At 43.0% G+C, this 19,671-nt stretch carries 14 protein-coding genes and 1 tRNA gene; 11 read left to right on the forward strand and 4 right to left on the reverse strand.

Annotated elements, in window-relative coordinates; translation table 11 throughout:
- Positions 1 to 23 precede the first annotated feature (23 nt).
- The 4 genes from PSI06_RS03750 to cysG are packed head-to-tail and all read right to left on the reverse strand — an operon-like array spanning position 24 to position 5,579.
- Positions 24 to 1,748, reverse strand: a complete 1,725-nt coding sequence (locus PSI06_RS03750) for an SLC13 family permease (protein ID WP_273603000.1) — start codon at positions 1,746 to 1,748, stop codon at positions 24 to 26.
- 31 nt (positions 1,749 to 1,779) lie between these two features.
- Positions 1,780 to 3,204: a sulfate adenylyltransferase subunit CysN gene (cysN, locus tag PSI06_RS03755; protein WP_024032042.1), complete on the reverse strand. Its 1,425-nt coding sequence runs from the start codon at positions 3,202 to 3,204 to the stop codon at positions 1,780 to 1,782.
- Positions 3,204 to 4,103: a sulfate adenylyltransferase subunit CysD gene (cysD, locus tag PSI06_RS03760; RefSeq protein ID WP_004588199.1), complete on the reverse strand. Its 900-nt coding sequence runs from the start codon at positions 4,101 to 4,103 to the stop codon at positions 3,204 to 3,206. Before cysD ends, cysN begins: the two co-directional genes overlap by 1 nt.
- A 48-nt stretch (positions 4,104 to 4,151) precedes the next feature.
- Positions 4,152 to 5,579, reverse strand: a complete 1,428-nt coding sequence (gene cysG / locus PSI06_RS03765) for a siroheme synthase CysG (protein WP_273603001.1) — start codon at positions 5,577 to 5,579, stop codon at positions 4,152 to 4,154.
- Positions 5,580 to 5,860: 281 nt separating this feature from the next.
- On the opposite strand from cysG, the gene deoC reads away from it, so the two are divergent.
- The 11 genes from deoC to rpsL all read left to right on the forward strand — a co-directional run bounded on the left by deoC (position 5,861) and on the right by rpsL (position 19,651).
- Positions 5,861 to 6,604, forward strand: a complete 744-nt coding sequence (deoC, locus tag PSI06_RS03770) for a deoxyribose-phosphate aldolase (RefSeq protein ID WP_273603002.1) — start codon at positions 5,861 to 5,863, stop codon at positions 6,602 to 6,604.
- 149 nt (positions 6,605 to 6,753) lie between these two features.
- Positions 6,754 to 6,830 (forward strand) — tRNA-Trp (locus PSI06_RS03775).
- 132 nt (positions 6,831 to 6,962) lie between these two features.
- Positions 6,963 to 7,340: a preprotein translocase subunit SecE gene (secE, locus tag PSI06_RS03780; protein WP_273603003.1), complete on the forward strand. Its 378-nt coding sequence runs from the start codon at positions 6,963 to 6,965 to the stop codon at positions 7,338 to 7,340.
- A 4-nt stretch (positions 7,341 to 7,344) separates the two neighbouring features.
- On the forward strand, positions 7,345 to 7,902 hold the full coding sequence (gene nusG, locus PSI06_RS03785; protein ID WP_024032045.1) for a transcription termination/antitermination protein NusG: 558 nt from the start codon (positions 7,345 to 7,347) through the stop codon (positions 7,900 to 7,902).
- A gap of 213 nt (positions 7,903 to 8,115) precedes the next feature.
- The gene (gene rplK, locus PSI06_RS03790; RefSeq protein WP_004588205.1) at positions 8,116 to 8,544 is read left to right on the forward strand and encodes a 50S ribosomal protein L11; all 429 of its coding nucleotides are present in this window, start codon (positions 8,116 to 8,118) and stop codon (positions 8,542 to 8,544) included.
- 3 nt (positions 8,545 to 8,547) lie between these two features.
- Complete coding sequence (gene rplA, locus PSI06_RS03795; protein ID WP_004588206.1) at positions 8,548 to 9,252, forward strand: 50S ribosomal protein L1; 705 nt, start codon at positions 8,548 to 8,550, stop codon at positions 9,250 to 9,252.
- A gap of 323 nt (positions 9,253 to 9,575) precedes the next feature.
- Positions 9,576 to 10,070, forward strand: coding sequence for a 50S ribosomal protein L10 (gene rplJ / locus PSI06_RS03800; RefSeq protein WP_004588207.1), 495 nt, complete (start codon positions 9,576 to 9,578; stop codon positions 10,068 to 10,070).
- Positions 10,071 to 10,145: 75 nt separating this feature from the next.
- Positions 10,146 to 10,508: a 50S ribosomal protein L7/L12 gene (gene rplL, locus PSI06_RS03805; RefSeq protein ID WP_004588208.1), complete on the forward strand. Its 363-nt coding sequence runs from the start codon at positions 10,146 to 10,148 to the stop codon at positions 10,506 to 10,508.
- Positions 10,509 to 10,780: 272 nt separating this feature from the next.
- Complete coding sequence (rpoB, locus tag PSI06_RS03810) at positions 10,781 to 14,806, forward strand: DNA-directed RNA polymerase subunit beta (protein WP_004588209.1); 4,026 nt, start codon at positions 10,781 to 10,783, stop codon at positions 14,804 to 14,806.
- A 104-nt stretch (positions 14,807 to 14,910) separates the two neighbouring features.
- Positions 14,911 to 19,083 carry a DNA-directed RNA polymerase subunit beta' gene (gene rpoC / locus PSI06_RS03815; RefSeq protein WP_273604983.1) on the forward strand — a complete coding sequence of 1,391 codons (4,173 nt, stop codon included), beginning with the start codon at positions 14,911 to 14,913 and terminating at the stop codon, positions 19,081 to 19,083.
- A 193-nt stretch (positions 19,084 to 19,276) separates the two neighbouring features.
- Entirely contained in the window at positions 19,277 to 19,651 is a 375-nt protein-coding gene (rpsL, locus tag PSI06_RS03820) for a 30S ribosomal protein S12 (RefSeq protein WP_002958885.1), read from the forward strand.
- Positions 19,652 to 19,671: the final 20 nt, after the last annotated feature.

Below are 19,671 nucleotides of genomic sequence, written 5' to 3' on the forward strand. Positions count from 1 at the left end.
CTCTTGTACTGTAAGCGCCCGTATTAAAAAGGAAATACGAGCGGGATCAAGGTTAATACTGTGATTGAATAAATAATAGAAAGGGGCAAGCCCATTGTTATGTAATCTTTTAAGCGGTAGTTACCCGCGCTGTAAACCATAAGGTTTGTTTGATACCCAAATGGCGATATAAAACTGGCAGATGCACCAAACGCTACCGCCATAATAAAGGGGAGTGGGTCTACATTAAAACCCACTGCTAGCGAGTAAGCCACAGGAAATGAAAGCGCTGCTGCTGCATTATTAGTAATAAGCTCGGTGAATAATACGGTCATTAAAAATATGGCGATAAACGCGCCATAAGGGCCAAAATCACCTAGTACCATAAATAGGGCATCTGATATTTGCCCGGCAAGCCCGGTTTCTATCATTAATTTAGCAAGGCCTATGGCACTGCCTACAACGGCGAGTAGCTCAATGGGAAAGCGACGTTTTACTTCGCTCAGTTTAACTGTACCGCTAAGCAATAAGCCAATGAGTAACACCAGCAGGCCTTTGACTAAAGGAACTATACCTACAATGCTCAACCCTAACACGGCGGCAAAGCCTGCCAATACAATATTAGATTGTTTAGGTTTTAGATGTGTTTGTAAATCAAACCCCGATATATACACAAATTCGCGGTTTAAATTAGGTAAAGAGTAAAAGTTTTTACCTGGGGCGAGTATTAAGGAGTCGCCGGCTTGCAATTGCACTTGCCCAAGGCCGCCTTGTAAGCGGTCGTGCCCTCGGCGAATGGCAATAACAGCGGCATGAAACTGCTCTCTAAAACGGGCCTCTTTTACGGTTTTGCAAATAAACTTTGATGATTGGCTTACAACCACTTCAACTAAGTGTTCTATGTCTTTTTCGTGGTTGTCGTGCACCACTTTTAATCCGTCAAAGCGTCTTAATAAGGGTACCGATTTAATATCGCCGACAAACAGTAGTACGTCGTTTTGTCTAATAATTTGCTGAGGCGTTACTGCGTATATTCGCTCATCGCCACGAATAATTTCGGCGAGAAATAAATCTTTTAAATCGCGTAGGCCGTTTTCTTCAACAGTGCGGCCAATAAGTTTAGAGTCTGCCTGCACTTTTCCCTCTAAGTAAAAGGGAATAACCTCTTGTGTGTTTTTGCCGTTGTCGGGCAGGTATTTGAGCATCACTAAAATAGTAATGAGGCCCACACTTAATGCGCCAATGCCCACTAAGGTAAAATCAAAAAAGCCCAGTGGCGCCATACCTGCGTCTACGGCAAAACCGTTCACTATTAAATTGGTTGATGTACCAATAAGTGTAATGGTGCCACCTAATATAGCGGTGTACGACAGTGGTAATAGTAGCTTTGAGGGTGAATGATTTGGGTTGTCTTTTATGGCGGTGATAAGCGATGCCACAACCGCGGTATTGTTAGTAAATGACGATAAAAACGCGGTTGATAAACCAAGCTTTGTTACCGACTTTACTAAGCTCCCTTTAGATAACGATTGGGAAAGCTGTTGTATGAGTGTGGTTTTTTCAATAGCGATTGAAACCAGCACTAATAATACTAGGGTAATGAGCGACGGGTTTGCGTAGTTTACTAACATGCTTTCAAGGTCAATCAGGCCTGTTAAATAACCCGTACCAATAGCACTTACAAATAACCATGCTGGATTAATGCGGGTGCCAAAAAGGCACCCAACTAAGGTAAACATAATGCCTGTTAAAACGAGCTGCTCTACCATGCTTTTATATTCCTAACAGACATTTTTATACTTACAGTTTTGAAATATCAAGCGCTTGCCAATGTGGGAAGTGCTTGCGTACTAAGCTATTAAACTCAATTTCAAAGTCGCTGAAATCGCTGTTTTGTTTTTCGCTTTTTAGTACTTGCTCAATCATACCTGCGGCAACCGTTAAGTTAGATAAACGGTCGATAAGGATAAATGAGCCAGTTTCGTGGTTGTTGTGATACTCGTCAGCTAATATTGTTTCGCTTAGTTCAAGCGTGACAATGGCAATTTCGTTTAGCTGAAGTGAATCGGCTGTGCCGTGCTCTAGGGTATTTACATCAATAGTGTGGTCAATCTTTTTAACCACGGCTGATGTATTTTTGCTACCTAGTTTAATGTTGTAGCTTTTACCTAGTACCAGCGGCTCTTCGTGCATCCACACAAGTTTAGCTTGTATAAGGTTAGTAACCGTTGCACTTGAGCTTTGCGGCACAATAACATCGCCGCGGCTAATATCAATTTCGCTATTGAGGGTAACGGTAATTGCTTGGCCGGCCTCTGCGTGATCTAGGTTGCCATTAAAGGTCACAATTTCTTTAATACTTGATGTTTTACCCGACGGTAATACTTTTATTGCATCGCCAACTTGTAATTTACCTGATGCCAATGTGCCCTGAAAACCACGGAAGTTTAAGTTAGGGCGCACTACATATTGCACAGGTAAGCGTGCTTCAAAGCCGGTATCGGTTTCTGCCGCTGGTGAGTCTTCTAAAAGCTCAAGCAATGGCTTGTCGGTGTAATAAGGCGTATGAGCAGAGCGGGTTACTACGTTGTCGCCTTTAAGCGCCGACATAGGCACAAACTTAATGTTTGATACGTTAAGTTGCTCAGCAAATTTAAGGTAGTCGGCTTTGATTTTTTCATAAACGGTTTCGTCAAAATCAACGATATCCATTTTATTAATTGCGACCACAAACTGTTTAATACCTAGCGAGTCACAAATAAAGCTATGTCGCTTAGTTTGTACTTGCACACCGTAGCGAGCATCAACCAAAATAATGGCTACATCGCTTGTTGATGCGCCTGTTACCATGTTGCGTGTGTATTGCTCGTGCCCTGGGGTGTCGGCAATAATAAATTTACGCTTAGCCGTTGAAAAATAACGGTACGCTACATCAATAGTAATGCCTTGCTCGCGCTCAGCTTGTAGGCCATCTACTAGTAGCGCTAAGTCTAGCTCTTCGCCTGCGTTACCTACTTTTTCGTTATCTTTATGAAGAGCTGCTAGCTGATCTTCATAAATTTGGTGGCTGTCGTGCAGTAGGCGGCCAATCAGTGTTGATTTACCGTCATCTACGCTGCCACAGGTAAGCATACGCAATAAGCTTTTATCTTGTTGGCGTGCTAGGTAGGCGTCTATGCCAATCTCTTTTACTTCGTTAATGGTGTCGTTAGTATTGGTAGACATTAGAAATACCCCTCACGTTTTTTCTTCTCCATTGAGCCTGCTGAGTCGTGATCTATTACACGGCCTTCACGTTCAGATGACGTAGATAGCAGCATTTCTTCAATAATTTCTGTTAGGTTACTGGCTGTAGATTCAACTGCCCCGGTAAGTGGGTAACAGCCTAAAGTACGAAAACGTACCGACTTCATTTGTGGTACTTCGCCCTCAGCAAGTGGCATGCGCTCATCGTCGACCATAATTAAGGTGCCGTCGCGCTCTACTACTGGGCGCTCTTTCGCTAAATAAAGCGGAACCATTTCAATGTTTTCTTGGTAAATGTATTGCCAAATATCAAGCTCAGTCCAGTTAGACAGTGGGAATACACGAATGCTCTCACCTGGGTTAACTTGGCTGTTGTAGGTGTTCCAAAGTTCTGGGCGTTGATTTTTAGGGTCCCAACGGTGGTGTTTATCGCGGAACGAGTAAACACGCTCTTTAGCGCGAGACTTTTCTTCATCGCGGCGTGCGCCACCAAATGCAGCATCAAAGCCGTATTTATCTAGCGCTTGCTTTAAGCCTTGGGTTTTCATGATGTCGGTATGTTTACCCGAGCCATGCTCAAACGGGCTAATACCCATTGCCATGCCTTCTGGGTTTTTGTGTACCAGCAGGTCAAAACCGTATTCTTTTGCAAGGCGATCGCGAAACTCAATCATTTCACGAAACTTCCAGTTGGTGTCTACGTGTAATAACGGAAACGGAATTTTTGCAGGGTAAAATGCTTTACGCGCTAAGTGCAAAAGTACCGACGAATCTTTACCAATTGAGTAAAGCATTACTGGGTTCTCAAACTCAGCGGCGACTTCGCGCATGATTTTGATACTTTCAGCTTCAAGTTGCTGAAGGTGAGTTAAAGCCATTGTTAGTCGTCCTACTAAAATGATTAAAAGTGATTAAGTAAAATATAATTATGTATTTGATACGCCGGTCAGCGGCTGAGCAAAGCTACTGGTTTGCTCGTTTTGTCCAAACCATGCAAGCTGCGAGTGCAGGGCGGCTACTTCGCCAATAATAAGTAATGCTGGCGATACCACACTGTTGCGCTCTATTAAATCTGCAAGCTCACCTAATTGCCCTGTAACAACACGCTGGTTTTTACGCGTGCCGTTTTCGATTATGGCAACTGGCGTATTAGCGCTGCGGCCATGTTTTAAAAGCTGAGCCTGTATATGTGGCGATTTAATAACGCCCATATAAATAGCTAAAGTTTGATGCGCTTTAGCAAGCGATTGCCAATCGAGTTCTTGGCCATCTTTTTTACAATGCCCTGTTACAAACTGGATGGCTTGTGCGTGGTCGCGGTGAGTAAGCGGAATACCCGCATACGCGCTACAACCAGCGGCGGCAGTTATACCCGGTACTATTTGATAATTAACGTTATTGGCAGCCAGTACTTGTACTTCTTCGCCACCACGGCCGTAAATAAAAGGGTCGCCGCCTTTAATGCGGCATACTTTTTTGCCTTGCTTGGCAAAATCAACCAGCATTTGGTTGGTATCTTCTTGCGCTACACTGTGATCGCCCATACGCTTACCTACGCAAACTAAATCGGCATCACGGCGTACTAATTCTATAATTTCATCAGACACTAAATAGTCGTATACCACGACATCGGCTTGCTGCATTAACTGCAATGCTTTAAGTGTTAAAAGCTCAGGGTCGCCTGGGCCTGCACCCACTACATACACTTCGCCTTCTGGCTCGGCTTTGGCATCAAGCATTTGCTCTAGTTGTGCTTGTGCTGCATCGGTATTACCTGTTTGCACTTTGCTTACGACTGATGAATCAAACACGCCTTCCCAAAATTGGCGGCGATCGGCAAAGTGCTTAAAGCGCTGTTTCACTTTATCTCTAAAACTGCCAACTAAAGTAGCCAGTGGGCCAATGTGTTGTGGGATTAACGTTTCGAGCTTTTCACGTAGTCGCCGAGCAAGTACTGGCGCGGTGCCTGCACTTGAAATAGCAATGGTTATTGGGTCACGATCTACAATTGATGGGAATATAAACGTACATTTAGGTTGGTCATCAACCACATTTACAAATACATTGCGTGCGTTAGCTAGCTCAAATACATTGTTGTTTACTTCGTCTAAGTCTGTGGCTGCTATAACCAGCATTTTGCCATCAAGGTGCGACTCATCAAAATAGGCATCAATAAGCGTTACTTCATTGTTTTGTGCATGTTCTTTTAGTTCATCACAAAACCAAGGTGCCACTAAGGTTACATTTGCGCGGGCTTTTAAAAACGCGCGACATTTGCGTAATGCGACCTCTCCACCGCCAACAACCAGCACAGGTTTGTTGTCGAGTTTGGTAAAGATAGGTAAATACTGCACGTGGTTAACACCTCTAAGTAAAATCTAAAATAAAACGCTAGTGAGCAGGTGGCAGAATATAGCGCGCACTAGTAAGTAAAAAATAATTAAAACCAAGTTTATATAACCAAAAGTTATAATGGGTGGTTGTTTTAGGTTTAAGCCTTAATCTATAGGGGATTAACGCGCATTACACGCAAAATAATGTGCTTATAGTGTTTGGTTATGAGCTATAGCGAGATTACGTTAATTTGTTACTATGGCGCTAAACCTAATTTATCGCCTACTTAAAGGGATCACGTATGACTGAACAACACAACGATGCACACTTAGCTGTATCGCTTATGGATTTAACAAGCCTAAACACCTCAGACACGGCCAGTGATATTCAGCAGCTTGTAAATAGTATTAACCCTAAATTGGGCACACCTGCTGCAGTATGCGTTTACAGTGATTTTGTAGATGATGCAAAAATAGCACTGGCTGCGCGTGAGCTTAACCATGTAAAAGTAGCAACGGTTACAAATTTTCCTAGTGGTGATGCGCCACTGAGCGATGTGATAAACGAAACACTGATAGCAATTGAGCGCGGCGCGGATGAAATAGATTTAGTGATCCCGTATAAAGCACTTATTGCTGGCGAGCACAGCAAAGTGCTGGAGTATGTAACTCAAAGTAAAAAAGCCTGTGGTACAAAAGCGCAATTAAAAGTAATTATAGAAAGTGGCGAACTTAAAACTGCAGAGCTAATCACTAAAGCTACAAACTTAGCTATTCAAGGCGGGGCTGATTTTGTAAAAACCAGCACAGGTAAAGTGGCTGTAAATGCAACGCTTGACGCAACAAACGTGATGCTCAGCACTATTAAAGAGTCGGGTAAGGTTGTTGGTTTTAAAGCCGCAGGCGGAGTTAAAACCGTTACTGATGCAAAGGAGTATTTAGCACTGACACGCTCAATTATGGGTGATGACTACTTACAGGCCACTACATTTAGGTTTGGCGCATCAAGCTTACTAAGTGATGTATATAAAGTATTAGAAAAATAACCATTAAATTAAGCACTACGCCTTTATATAAGAGAGTAAATGATTGGCAGGCGAAACAATAATGGAATTAATTAATTAGATTTTCCTATGTGGGTATCTTTTAGGCTTGTGTTAATGATTTGCGTAAGTATAATAGGCATCCACTTTGCAGGGGCGTAGTTCCAATTGGTAGAACAGCGGTCTCCAAAACCGACGGTTGGGAGTTCGAATCTCTCCGCCCCTGCCATTTTTACTCATAAGTTGAGTAAGTCTGGGGTTAAAAATCGGTTTAAATAAGTCTGTTTTTAAGTTTAGATTTTAATGGATTAACCCTGCCGTTGTGTAGGGTTGTTGTGTCTGTAGTTAAGGTAATAATATTATGAGCACGAATGTAGAAACACCATCAAGTGCGATGGAGTCGGTAAAGTGGTTAGTAGCAATCGCGCTACTTGCAGGCGCAGTTGTTGGTAATCACATGTTTGCAGATCAGTCTGTATTACTACGTGCAATTGGCGTTGTGATTGCTATAGCAGCAGGTTTAGGTATTGCCTCGCAAACCGCTAAAGGCCGTGACTTTTTAGCATTTGCTAAAGAAGCACGCATTGAAGTACGTAAAGTTGTTTGGCCAACGCGTCAAGAAACTACCCACACGACATTAATCGTAATGGTTGCAACAGTGATTATGGCGCTTATCCTTTGGGGATTAGATGGCATTTTATTCCGCGCTGTAGGCTTTTTAACTGGATTGGAGATCTGATCCCATGTCGGATGAGAACAAAGAAATTAAATTACGCTGGTACGTTGTACAAGCATTCTCTGGTTACGAAAAGCGTGTAGCGCAAACGTTATCAGAGCACATTAAAATTGAAGGTCTTGAAGAGAGCTTTGGTGAAATATTAGTACCAACAGAAGAAGTTGTTGAGATGCGCGCCGGTCAAAAGCGTAAATCTGAGCGTAAATTCTTCCCAGGTTACGTACTAGTACAAATGGACATGAACGATGCAAGCTGGCACTTAGTGAACAGCACTGAACGTGTAATGGGCTTTATTGGTGGTACTTCTGACCGCCCAGCGCCTATTAGTTCTAAAGAAGCAGAACGCATTCTTAACCGTCTTCAAGAAAACGCTGAAGCACCTAAACCAGCTACATTATTTGAGCCAGGTGAAGTTGTGCGTGTTACTGATGGTCCATTTGCTGACTTTAGCGGTGTTGTTGAAGAAGTTGACTACGAAAAGAGCCGCGTGAAAGTGTCGGTACTTATTTTTGGTCGTTCTACACCGGTTGAACTTGAATTTGGTCAAGTTGAACAAGATAAGTAATTGATTAAAAAAGCTTCGCCATTATTTACTTAAATTTTGGCACGAAGCTTGAAAAAGGCCGCTGATTAACTTATGATCAGCGGCCTTTTTGTATTAAGGCAAAAATTTATTTTTGCTCGCAAAAAGTACGAAACCAATTTTTAAACTGGGAAGCCGTTAGAGTACGCGTCCTCGCGCGCACAAGGCTAAGACCCACCAAATGAGGTATTTATAATGGCTAAAAAAGTTGAAGCTTTAATCAAGCTACAAGTTGCCGCTGGTATGGCTAATCCTAGTCCTCCAGTAGGTCCTGCACTAGGTCAACACGGTGTAAACATCATGGAATTCTGTAAAGCGTTTAACGCGCGTACAGAGTCTATCGAAAAAGGCGCTCCAGTTCCTGTAGTGATCTCTGTTTACGGTGACCGTTCATTTACGTTCGATATGAAAACGCCACCTGCTGCTTACTTACTTAAGAAAGCTGCTGGTATCAAATCAGGCTCAGGCCGTCCTAACACTGAAAAAGTAGGCACAGTAACTCGTGCTCAACTTGAAGAGATCGTTGAGACAAAACGAGCTGACCTTACAGCGGCTGATATGGACGCTGCGGTTCGCACTATCGCAGGTTCTGCGCGTGCGATGGGCTTGAACGTAGAGGACTAAGAAATGGCTAAATTAACTAAACGTATGCGTACTATCCGCGAAAAAGTGGAAGTAACTAAAGATTACGAAATCAATGAAGCAGTTGCTCTTTTAAAAGAGTTAGCGACAGCTAAATTCGTAGAAAGTGTTGACGTTGCTGTTAACCTTGGTATTGACGCTCGTAAATCTGACCAGAACGTTCGTGGTGCAACTGTACTACCTAACGGTACTGGCCGTGATGTTCGTGTTGCTGTATTCACTCAAGGCGCTAATGCAGAAGCTGCAAAAGAAGCCGGTGCTGAATTAGTAGGCATGGAAGACCTTGCTGAACTAGTTAAGAAAGGCGAGATGGATTTTGACGTTGTTGTTGCATCACCAGACGCTATGCGTGTTGTTGGTCAACTAGGTCAAATCTTAGGTCCACGTGGTCTTATGCCTAACCCTAAAACTGGTACTGTAACACCTAACGTTGCAGAAGCAGTTAAAAATGCGAAAGCAGGTCAAGTACGTTACCGTAATGACAAAAATGGTATCATCCATACTACTATCGGTAAGGTTGATTTCACTGCTGAGCAACTTCAACAAAACCTTGAAGCTCTAATCGTTGCGCTTAAGAAGGCTAAACCTTCTCAAGCTAAAGGTGTTTACGTTAAGAAAGTAACCATCTCTACAACAATGGGCGCAGGTGTTGCTGTTGACCAAAACACTTTAAGCACTTCTGTAGCTTAATAGGTGTTTACATGGCGTGAAATTTGTACTATAATTTTGCGCTATTTTGTTGAATAATTTATTATTTAACAAGTAAAGAATTCGGGTTGAAGTCCATAATTTCGCTAAGCTCTTGAGTGATGCGATAAATTGGGCTTCCGTCCAAGACCGTAGGCGGCTTCGGCCTTAATATTACCTACGTAGACGGTGTGAATCCCCAGATAGATTTTTCCTAATCTCTTCTGGCTCTCGCCGTAAAAAGCATCTCTATCAAGTTTGTTGATAGGGAAGAGTAAAACAGGGAAGCCGAGTGTCGGTGACCCATTAAACCAGGAGTAACACCCATGGCTTTAAATCTTCAAGGCAAAAAAGCAATTGTTGCTGAAGTCAACGAAGCAGCCAATGGTGCTCTTTCTGCAGTTGTTGCAGATTCTCGTGGTGTAGCAGTAGGCGCAATTACAGCCCTTCGTAAAGAAGCTCGTGAAGCTGGTGTATGGATGAAAGTTGTTCGTAACACTCTAGCAAAACGTGCTGTTGAAGGTACTGAATTTGAATGTCTATCTGATTCGTTAGTTGGTCCAAGCTTAATCGCTTTCTCATCAGAGCACCCTGGTGCTGCTGCGCGTATCTTCTCAGATTTCGCGAAAAAGAATGAGAAATTTGAGCTTAAAACGGCCGCTTTTGAAGGTAACATCGTAGACGCAGCAATGCTTGCTACATTACCTACATACGATGAAGCTGTTGCACGCTTAATGAGCGCTATGAAAGAAGCGTCTGCTGGCAAATTGTGTAAAACAATTGAAGCAGTACGTGTACAGAAAGAAGAGCAAGCTGCTTAATTTTAAGCTGTTTAACCTCTCTTTCGGTGTAAATTTATTTGGACCTAGAGTCCGTTAATTATTAGGAAATTTGTAATGTCTGTAACTAAAGACCAAATCCTTGACGCAATTGCTGAAATGTCAGTAATGGACGTTGTTGCTCTTGTTGAAGCAATGGAAGAAAAATTCGGCGTAACTGCTGCAGCTGCTATGGTAGCAGGTCCTGCTGCTGAAGCTGCTGAAGAGAAAACTGAATTTGACGTAATCCTTACTGGCGCTGGCGCTAACAAGGTTGCGGCAATCAAAGCTGTACGTAGCGCAACAGGCCTAGGCCTTAAAGAAGCGAAAGCTCTTGTTGAAGCTGCTCCTGCACCTATCAAAGAAGGTGTATCTAAAGAAGAAGCTGAAGCACTTCAAAAAGACCTTACTGAAGCTGGTGCTGAAGTTGAGGTTAAGTAATCTAGCTCACGCTAGGTTCGCTGCCTGAGTAATCAGGCAAGGGCTGGTGATTATTTAATCACCGGCCTTTTTGCGCTATAGAGTTATGTATTCCTGTAGCTCAAATAAAATCTGATTTTCTCTTTACTTTCAACGCTTTATAGTTTGCTAGTGTTGCTAAGGCGGAGTTAATTAGAACAACAATTAAATGTTGTAAATCTTGGCATAGATGCCAGTTAAGTCTGTTCTTACAAGAACAGGTCGGGTCAAAGATCAGCAAGCTGAGGAACCCCATGGCTTACTCTTATTCTGAAAAGAAACGTATCCGTAAGGATTTTGGTAAACGTCCACAAGTTTTGGATATACCTTTCTTACTGTCGACACAGTTAGAATCGTTTAAAAAATTCTTAGTCCCAGACGCTGATGGCGATCATGGTTTGGAAGCAGCCTTCCGTTCTGTGTTCCCTATTAAAAGCTACTCGGGAAATTCTGAGCTTCAATACGTAAGTTATCGTATTGGTGAGCCAGTATTCGATGTAAAAGAATGTCAAATTCGCGGTGTGACTTATTCTGCTCCACTTCGCGTGAAACTGCGTCTTGTAGTTATGGACAAAGAAGCTCCAGGCACAGTTAAAGACATTAAAGAGCAAGAAGTTTACATGGGCGAAATTCCGCTCATGACTGATACCGGTACTTTTGTAATCAATGGTACAGAGCGTGTTATCGTTTCTCAGCTACACCGTAGCCCTGGTGTATTCTTTGATAACGACCGCGGTAAAACCCATTCATCGGGTAAAGTATTATATAACGCACGCGTTATACCTTACCGTGGTTCATGGTTAGACTTCGAATTTGATGCAAAAGATAACTTATATGTACGTATAGACCGTCGTCGTAAATTACCGGCGTCTATTATTTTACGTGCACTTGAGTACTCTAGCGAAGAAATCTTAGATATGTTCTTCGATACTACCGCGTTTGAAGTAACTGACGGTAAAGTTCTTATGGAACTTGTGCCTTCACGTTTACGTGGTGAAACTGCCGCTTTTGATATCAAAGGCGAAGACGGTGAAGTACTTGTTGAAAGCGGTCGTCGTATTACGGCACGCCACATCAAGAGCATCGAGAAAAAAGGCATTAATCAATTAGAAGTACCACATGAGTACATCATTGGCCGTATTGTAGCTAAAAACTATGTTGATGAGTCAACAGGTGAAGTTATTGCAAACGCTAATGACGAGCTATCACTAGAGTTGATGGCTGAATTGGTTAAAGCAGGTCACACTAAAATTGAGACTTTATACATCAATGAAGTGGACAGCGGCGCTTACATGTCAAATACATTAAATATTGACTCGTCTAGCAACCGTTTAGAAGCATTAGTAGAAATTTACCGCATGATGCGCCCAGGCGAGCCACCGACGAAAGATGCGGCTGAAGCCTTATTCGAGAACTTATTCTTCTCTGAAGAACGTTACGACTTATCTACTGTAGGTCGTATGAAGTTCAATAGCCGTGTTGGTTACGATACAGACACAGGCCCTGGCACCTTAAGCAAAGAAGACATCGTGTCTGTTATGAAAGTATTAATTGCTATTCGTAACGGTCAAGGCGATGTTGATGATATTGACCACTTAGGCAACCGTCGTATACGTAGTGTTGGCGAAATGGCTGAGAACCAATTCCGTGTTGGTCTAGTACGTGTAGAACGTGCTGTACGTGAGCGTTTAAGCTTAGGTGACCTTGACGCGATAATGCCACAAGATCTTATTAACGCTAAGCCTATTTCGGCAGCGGTTAAAGAGTTCTTCGGCTCGTCTCAGTTATCACAGTTTATGGACCAAAATAACCCGCTATCAGAAGTAACGCATAAGCGTCGTATTTCTGCATTAGGTCCGGGCGGTCTAACGCGTGAGCGCGCTGGCTTTGAAGTACGTGACGTTCACGTAACTCACTATGGTCGCGTATGTCCAATCGAGACTCCTGAGGGTCCAAACATCGGTCTAATTAACTCGTTATCTACGTACGCACGTACAAATGATTACGGTTTCTTAGAAACACCTTACCGTAAAGTGGTAGATGGTGTAGTAACTGATGAAGTTGATTATTTATCAGCCATTGAAGAAGGTCAGTTTGTTATCGCACAGGCGAACTCAAACTTAACCGAAACCAATGAGTTTGTTGATGAACTTATTCCGTGTCGTCACAAAGGTGAATCTACCTTTATGGGTCGCATGGACCAGCAATATATGGATGTATCACCACAACAGGTGATCTCTGTAGCGGCAGCACTTATCCCGTTCCTAGAACACGATGATGCTAACCGTGCATTGATGGGTTCAAACATGCAACGTCAAGCAGTACCAACATTGAAAGCGGATAAGCCGTTAGTAGGTACAGGTATTGAGTTAACACTAGCGAAAGATTCTGGTGTAACGATTGTTGCTAAACGTGGTGGTGAAGTAATGTACGCCGATGCTAGCCGCATCGTTGTAAACGTACATGACGATGAGCGTATTCCTGGTGAAGCGGGCATCGACATTTACAACCTTACTAAATACACTCGTTCAAACCAAAATACATGTATTAACCAAAAACCAACGTGCATGGTTGGTGAACCGGTTACTCGTGGTGACGTGTTAGCAGATGGTCCTTCGACTGACTTAGGTGACTTAGCCCTTGGTCAAAACCTTCGCGTGGCATTCATGCCATGGAACGGTTATAACTTCGAGGATTCAATCTTACTATCAGAGCGCGTAGTTGAAGAAGATCGTCTAACGACTATCCACATTCAAGAACTACAGTGTGTTGCCCGTGATACTAAATTAGGTCCTGAAGAGATCACTGCAGATATCCCTAATGTGGGTGAGTCTGCGCTAGGCAAGCTTGATGAATCAGGCGTTGTTTATATTGGTGCTGAAGTTAAAGGCGGCGATATCCTAGTAGGTAAAGTGACTCCGAAAGGCGAGACGCAATTAACACCTGAAGAGAAGCTACTGCGTGCTATCTTCGGCGAAAAAGCGTCTGACGTTAAAGACAGCTCTTTACGTGTACCAAACTCTGTAACTGGTACTGTAATTGACGTACAAGTTTTCACCCGTGATGGTGTTGAAAAAGATAAGCGTGCGTTAGAAGTTGAAGACATGCAGCTTCGCGAAGCGAAGAAAGACTTCAACGAAGAGTTCCGTATTCTAGAAGCTGGTGTATTAGACCGTGCTCGCAAGCTACTTGCTGCAGCAGGCTTCGATGAAGACAACTTAGCGTCACTAAATGCTGAAAAGCTACTTACTCAAAGCCTTGCACAAGAAGACAAGCAAGCTGAACTTGAGCAACTAGCTGCACAGTACGATGAGCTTAAAGCTGAATACGATAAGAAGTTTGAAAACAAACGTCGTAAAATTACTCAAGGTGATGACTTAGCACCAGGTGTACTTAAGATTGTTAAAGTATACCTAGCTGTTAAACGTCGTATCCAACCGGGTGATAAAATGGCGGGTCGTCACGGTAACAAAGGTGTTATCTCGACTATCGTACCAGTAGAAGATATGCCATACGATGATAAAGGTCGTACGGTAGATATCGTACTAAATCCACTAGGTGTACCATCACGAATGAACATCGGTCAGATCCTTGAAACACATATGGGTCTAGCTGCACGTGGTATTGGTGAGCGCTTAGAGGAAATGATGAAGGAACAACGTGAGCTACATGAGCTACGTGAATTCATCAAGCAAGCTTATGAAATCGGTGAATCTCGTCAAGAAGTAGATATTGCTAGCTTCTCTGATGATGAAATTCGTCGTTTAGCTGATAACTTAAAAGGTGGTTTACCAATCGCTACTCCTGCATTTGATGGCGCTAAAGAAGACGAAATCAAAGACATGCTAGAGCTTGGTGGATACCCAAGAAGTGGTCAGGTTACACTCTATGATGGCCGTACTGGCGATCAGTTTGAACGTCAAGTAACTGTTGGTTACATGTACATGCTTAAACTTAACCACTTGGTTGACGATAAGATGCACGCACGTTCTACTGGTTCTTACAGCCTTGTTACTCAGCAGCCGCTGGGTGGTAAAGCACAGTTCGGTGGCCAGCGTTTTGGTGAGATGGAAGTATGGGCACTTGAAGCTTACGGTGCTGCTTACACTCTACAAGAAATGCTAACAGTGAAATCGGATGACGTGAACGGTCGTACTAAGATGTATAAAAACATCGTTGATGGTAACCATAAAATGGAACCAGGTATGCCAGAATCGTTCAACGTATTGTTGAAAGAAATCCGCTCACTGGGTATCAACATCGAGTTGGAAGAAAATTAAGCCAATTAGATGCTGCAGTTAACCCTGCAGCATCTGTTACGGCTGAATAGAATGTAGGGGCGAGATTATCCGCCCTCAAGATTAACTCCGACAGGAGAGCTAAGGTGAAAGACTTACTTAAGTTTCTGAAGCAACAAAATAAGACCGAAGAATTCGATGCAATTCGCATTGGTCTTGCTTCACCAGACATGGTTCGTTCATGGTCATACGGTGAAGTAAAGAAACCTGAGACTATTAACTACCGTACTTTCAAGCCTGAGCGCGATGGCTTATTCTGTGCCCGTATTTTCGGCCCAGTGAAAGATTATGAGTGTTTATGTGGTAAATATAAACGCCTTAAACACCGTGGTGTGATCTGTGAGAAGTGTGGCGTTGAAGTTACACTTACAAAAGTGCGTCGTGATCGTATGGGTCATATCGACCTTGCGAGCCCAGTAGCACATATATGGTTTTTAAAATCATTACCGTCTCGTATTGGCTTAATGCTTGATATGACACTTCGTGATATTGAACGTGTTCTTTACTTCGAATCATTCGTAGTAACTGAGCCTGGTATGACAACGCTTGAGCGTGGTCAACTATTAGGTGAAGAAGAATACCTAGATGCACTTGAAGAGCACGGTGATGAGTTTGAAGCTAAGATGGGTGCAGAAGCAGTATTAGACTTGCTTCGTGAACTTGATCTTGGCCAATTAATTGCTGAAATGCGTGAAGAGTTACCAACAATTAACTCTGAAACTAAGCGTAAAAAGATCACTAAGCGTCTTAAGTTAATGGAATCGTTCCACCAATCAGGCAATAACCCTGAGTGGATGATCATGACAGTACTTCCAGTATTGCCACCTGACTTACGTCCATTAGTACCACTAGACGGTGGTCGTTTTGCGACATCTGATCTAAACGACCTTTACCGTCGTGTTATTAACCGTAATAACCGTCTTAAGCGTCTATTAGATTTAGCTGCACCAGATATTATCGTACGCAACGAAAAACGTATGTTACAAGAAGCGGTAGATGCGCTACTTGATAACGGTCGTCGTGGTCGTGCAATTACAGGTTCTAACAAGCGTCCGCTTAAATCTCTTGCTGATATGATCAAGGGTAAGCAAGGTCGTTTCCGTCAGAACTTACTTGGTAAGCGTGTAGATTACTCTGGCCGTTCTGTAATCACGGTTGGTCCTACACTTAAGCTTCACCAATGTGGTCTTCCTAAGAAGATGGCACTTGAGCTATTCAAACCATTTATCTATGGCAAATTAGAGCGTCGCGGCATGGCTACGACAATCAAAGCTGCTAAGAAAATGGTAGAGCGCGAAGTAGCGGAAGTATGGGATGTACTAGACGAAGTAATTCGTGAACATCCAGTATTACTTAACCGTGCACCTACACTTCACCGTTTAGGTATCCAAGCGTTCGAACCTGTACTAATTGAAGGTAAAGCAATCCATTTACACCCATTAGTATGTGCGGCTTACAACGCCGACTTCGATGGTGACCAAATGGCGGTACACGTACCGTTAACGCTTGAAGCTCAGTTAGAAGCTCGTGCACTAATGATGTCTACTAACAACATTCTATCTCCAGCGAATGGTGAGCCAATCATCGTTCCTTCACAGGATGTTGTATTAGGTCTTTACTACATGACGCGCGATCGCATTAATGCGAAAGGCGAAGGCATTGTATTTAAAGATCCTAAAGAAGCAGAAAAAGCATACCGTAGTGGTAACGCAGAACTTCACGCGCGCGTTAAAGTGCGTATTAGTCAGTCAATCACTAACGAAGCAGGTGTTGTTGAAGACACTGTAACGCTTATCGACACTACTGTTGGTCGTGCAATTCTGTCTCTAATTTTACCTAAAGGCATGCCGTTTGAGTCAATCAACCAAGCATTAGGTAAAAAGCAGATTTCTGGCTTATTAAACGAGTGTTACCGTCGTCTAGGTCTTAAAGACATTGTTGTGTTTGCTGACCAAGTTATGTACACCGGTTTCCACTACGCAATGAAGTCAGGTGTTTCAATTGGTATCGATGACTTAGTTATCCCACCAGTTAAAGCATCAATCATTGAATCAGCTGAAGCTGAAGTAACTGAAATCAACCAACAATTCCAATCAGGTCTTGTAACGGCTGGTGAAAAGTACAATAAAGTTATCGATATCTGGTCACGTGTAAATGAAAACTTATCACGTGAAATGATGGCCAACTTGTCTAAAGACACGGTTATCAATGCCAAAGGTGAAGAAGAAGAGCAACCGTCATTTAACTCAGTGTTTATGATGGCCGACTCAGGTGCTCGTGGTAGTGCCGCTCAGATCCGTCAGCTAGCAGGTATGCGTGGTCTAATGGCACGTCCAGATGGTTCAATCATCGAGACGCCAATCACGGCTAACTTCCGTGAAGGTCTAAACGTACTACAGTACTTCATCTCAACGCACGGTGCGCGTAAAGGTCTTGCCGATACAGCACTTAAAACAGCTAACTCAGGTTACCTAACGCGTCGTCTAGTAGACGTTGCACAAGATTTGGTGATCAATGAAGACGACTGTGGCACAGAAGATGGCTTAACAATGAAACCGCTTATTGAAGGTGGTGACGTTGTAGAAGCACTTCGCGAACGTGTACTAGGTCGTGTTGTAGCTGAGCCTGTGGTTATCCCTAATACAGACACTGTATTAGTAGAGCGTAATATCATGCTTGATGAAAAACTGTGTGACCTTTTAGAAGAGCACTCAGTAGATGAAGTTCGCGTACGTTCTGTTATCACGTGTGATAACGACTTTGGTGTATGTGCTAAGTGTTATGGTCGTGACCTTGCACGTGGTCATATCATCAACGCGGGTGAATCAGTAGGTGTTATCGCGGCACAATCAATCGGTGAGCCGGGTACACAGCTTACGATGCGTACATTCCACATCGGTGGTGCGGCATCAAGAGCATCAGCTGAAAATAATGTACAAGTTAAAACTGACGGTACGTTAAAACTACATAACGCTAAGTATGTACTTAATACCGACGGTAAGATTGTAATTACTTCACGTTCAACTGAAATCACTATCATTGATAGCTTCGGTCGTGAAAAAGAGCGTTATAAAGTACCTTACGGTGCGGTACTAACAGTACAAGACAATGCAGAAGTTCAAGGTAACGACATCGTTGCTACTTGGGACCCGCATAGTCACCCAATCGTTCTTGAGCATAAGTCAAAAATCTCGTTCAGCGATATTGATGACTCAAATACTGAAGCACAAACTGATGAACTAACCGGCTTAACCCGTGTAGTTGTTAAAGACCTTGCTAAAGTAAATGCGAAAGAGCCTAAGCTTATCATCGAAAGTGAAGAGCGCGGCTTGCAAGAAACACGTCTTCCTTCATTCACTACGATTGAAGTGACAGATGGCGTTACAGCAAACCCAGGTGACGTACTTGCACGTATTCCGCAAGAAGGTTCGAAAACTCGTGATATCACGGGTGGTCTACCACGCGTAGCCGACTTATTTGAAGCACGTAAGCCAAAAGATCCAGCTATCTTAGCTGAAATCACAGGTACTATTAGCTTCGGTAAAGAGACTAAAGGTAAGAAACGTTTAGTTATTACACCAGCTGAAGGCGATCATTACGAAGAGATGATTCCTAAGTGGCGTCAACTTAACGTGTTTGAAGGTGAGCAAGTGTCTAAAGGTGAAGTTATCGCCGATGGCCCTGAATCACCACATGACATCTTACGCCTACGTGGTGTGACTCATGTTGCTAACTACATTGTTAACGAAGTGCAAGAGGTTTACCGTTTGCAGGGCGTTAAGATCAATGATAAGCACATTGAAACAATTATTCGTCAGATGCTACGTAAATGTACCATCCTTGACGGCGGTGATACTGAGTTCTTAGCGGGTGAGCAAATTGAAGTAGCTCGCGTTAATATCGCTAATCGTGACCTTGAAAAACAAGGTAAAATCCCAGCGAAGTTTGAAATACAACTTATGGGTATCACGAAAGCATCACTAGCAACCGAATCTTTCATCTCGGCAGCGTCTTTCCAAGAAACAACACGTGTTCTTACAGATGCCGCAGTGAATGGTAAGAGCGATGAGCTTCGTGGTCTGAAAGAAAACGTAATTGTGGGTCGTCTGATCCCAGCCGGTACTGGCTTTGCGTATCACCAAGACCGTATGGCTCGCCGCAAGCAGGGTGAAGTTGTTGAAGAGCAAACAGTAAGTGCAGAAGAGGCAACTCAAGCACTAACAGATGCTCTGAACGCAGATTTATCTGGAAATCAATAAACTCTTATTAATCAACAGATTAATAAATCGTAAGACAGTTATCTACTGTCTTACGATGAGTTTAGGTTGACAGGTTAAACTTTGCTCATTAAAATTCCGCCACCCATTTACTTGCATGTATGTTACAAGCTTGTAAAAAGGGCGGATTTTTTTATTTTTTTCAGTAGTAATTTTAATTTCAGGAGCTATTTAAATGGCAACTATTAACCAGCTAGTGCGTAAGCCACGTCGTAGCAAGGTTACTAAAAGTAACTCAGCTGCGCTTAAAGCGTGTCCGCAAAAGCGTGGTGTATGTACTCGCGTATATACAACTACACCTAAGAAACCAAACTCAGCGTTACGTAAAGTAGCTCGTGTACGTTTAACTAACGGTTTCGAAGTAACATCATACATCGGTGGTGAAGGTCATAACCTTCAAGAGCACAGTGTAATCCTAATCCGTGGTGGTCGTGTTAAAGATTTACCAGGTGTGCGTTTTCACACTGTACGTGGTGCACTTGACTGTGCAGGCGTTAGCGACCGTCGTCAAGCTCGTTCTAAATACGGTGCAAAACGCCCTAAAGGCTAATTGTTTTCCGTTAGTAAGGC

Origin of the sequence: Pseudoalteromonas sp. GABNS16E, assembly GCF_028598715.1 — a bacterium.
GTDB classification, from domain to species: Bacteria; Pseudomonadota; Gammaproteobacteria; order Enterobacterales; family Alteromonadaceae; genus Pseudoalteromonas; species Pseudoalteromonas atlantica.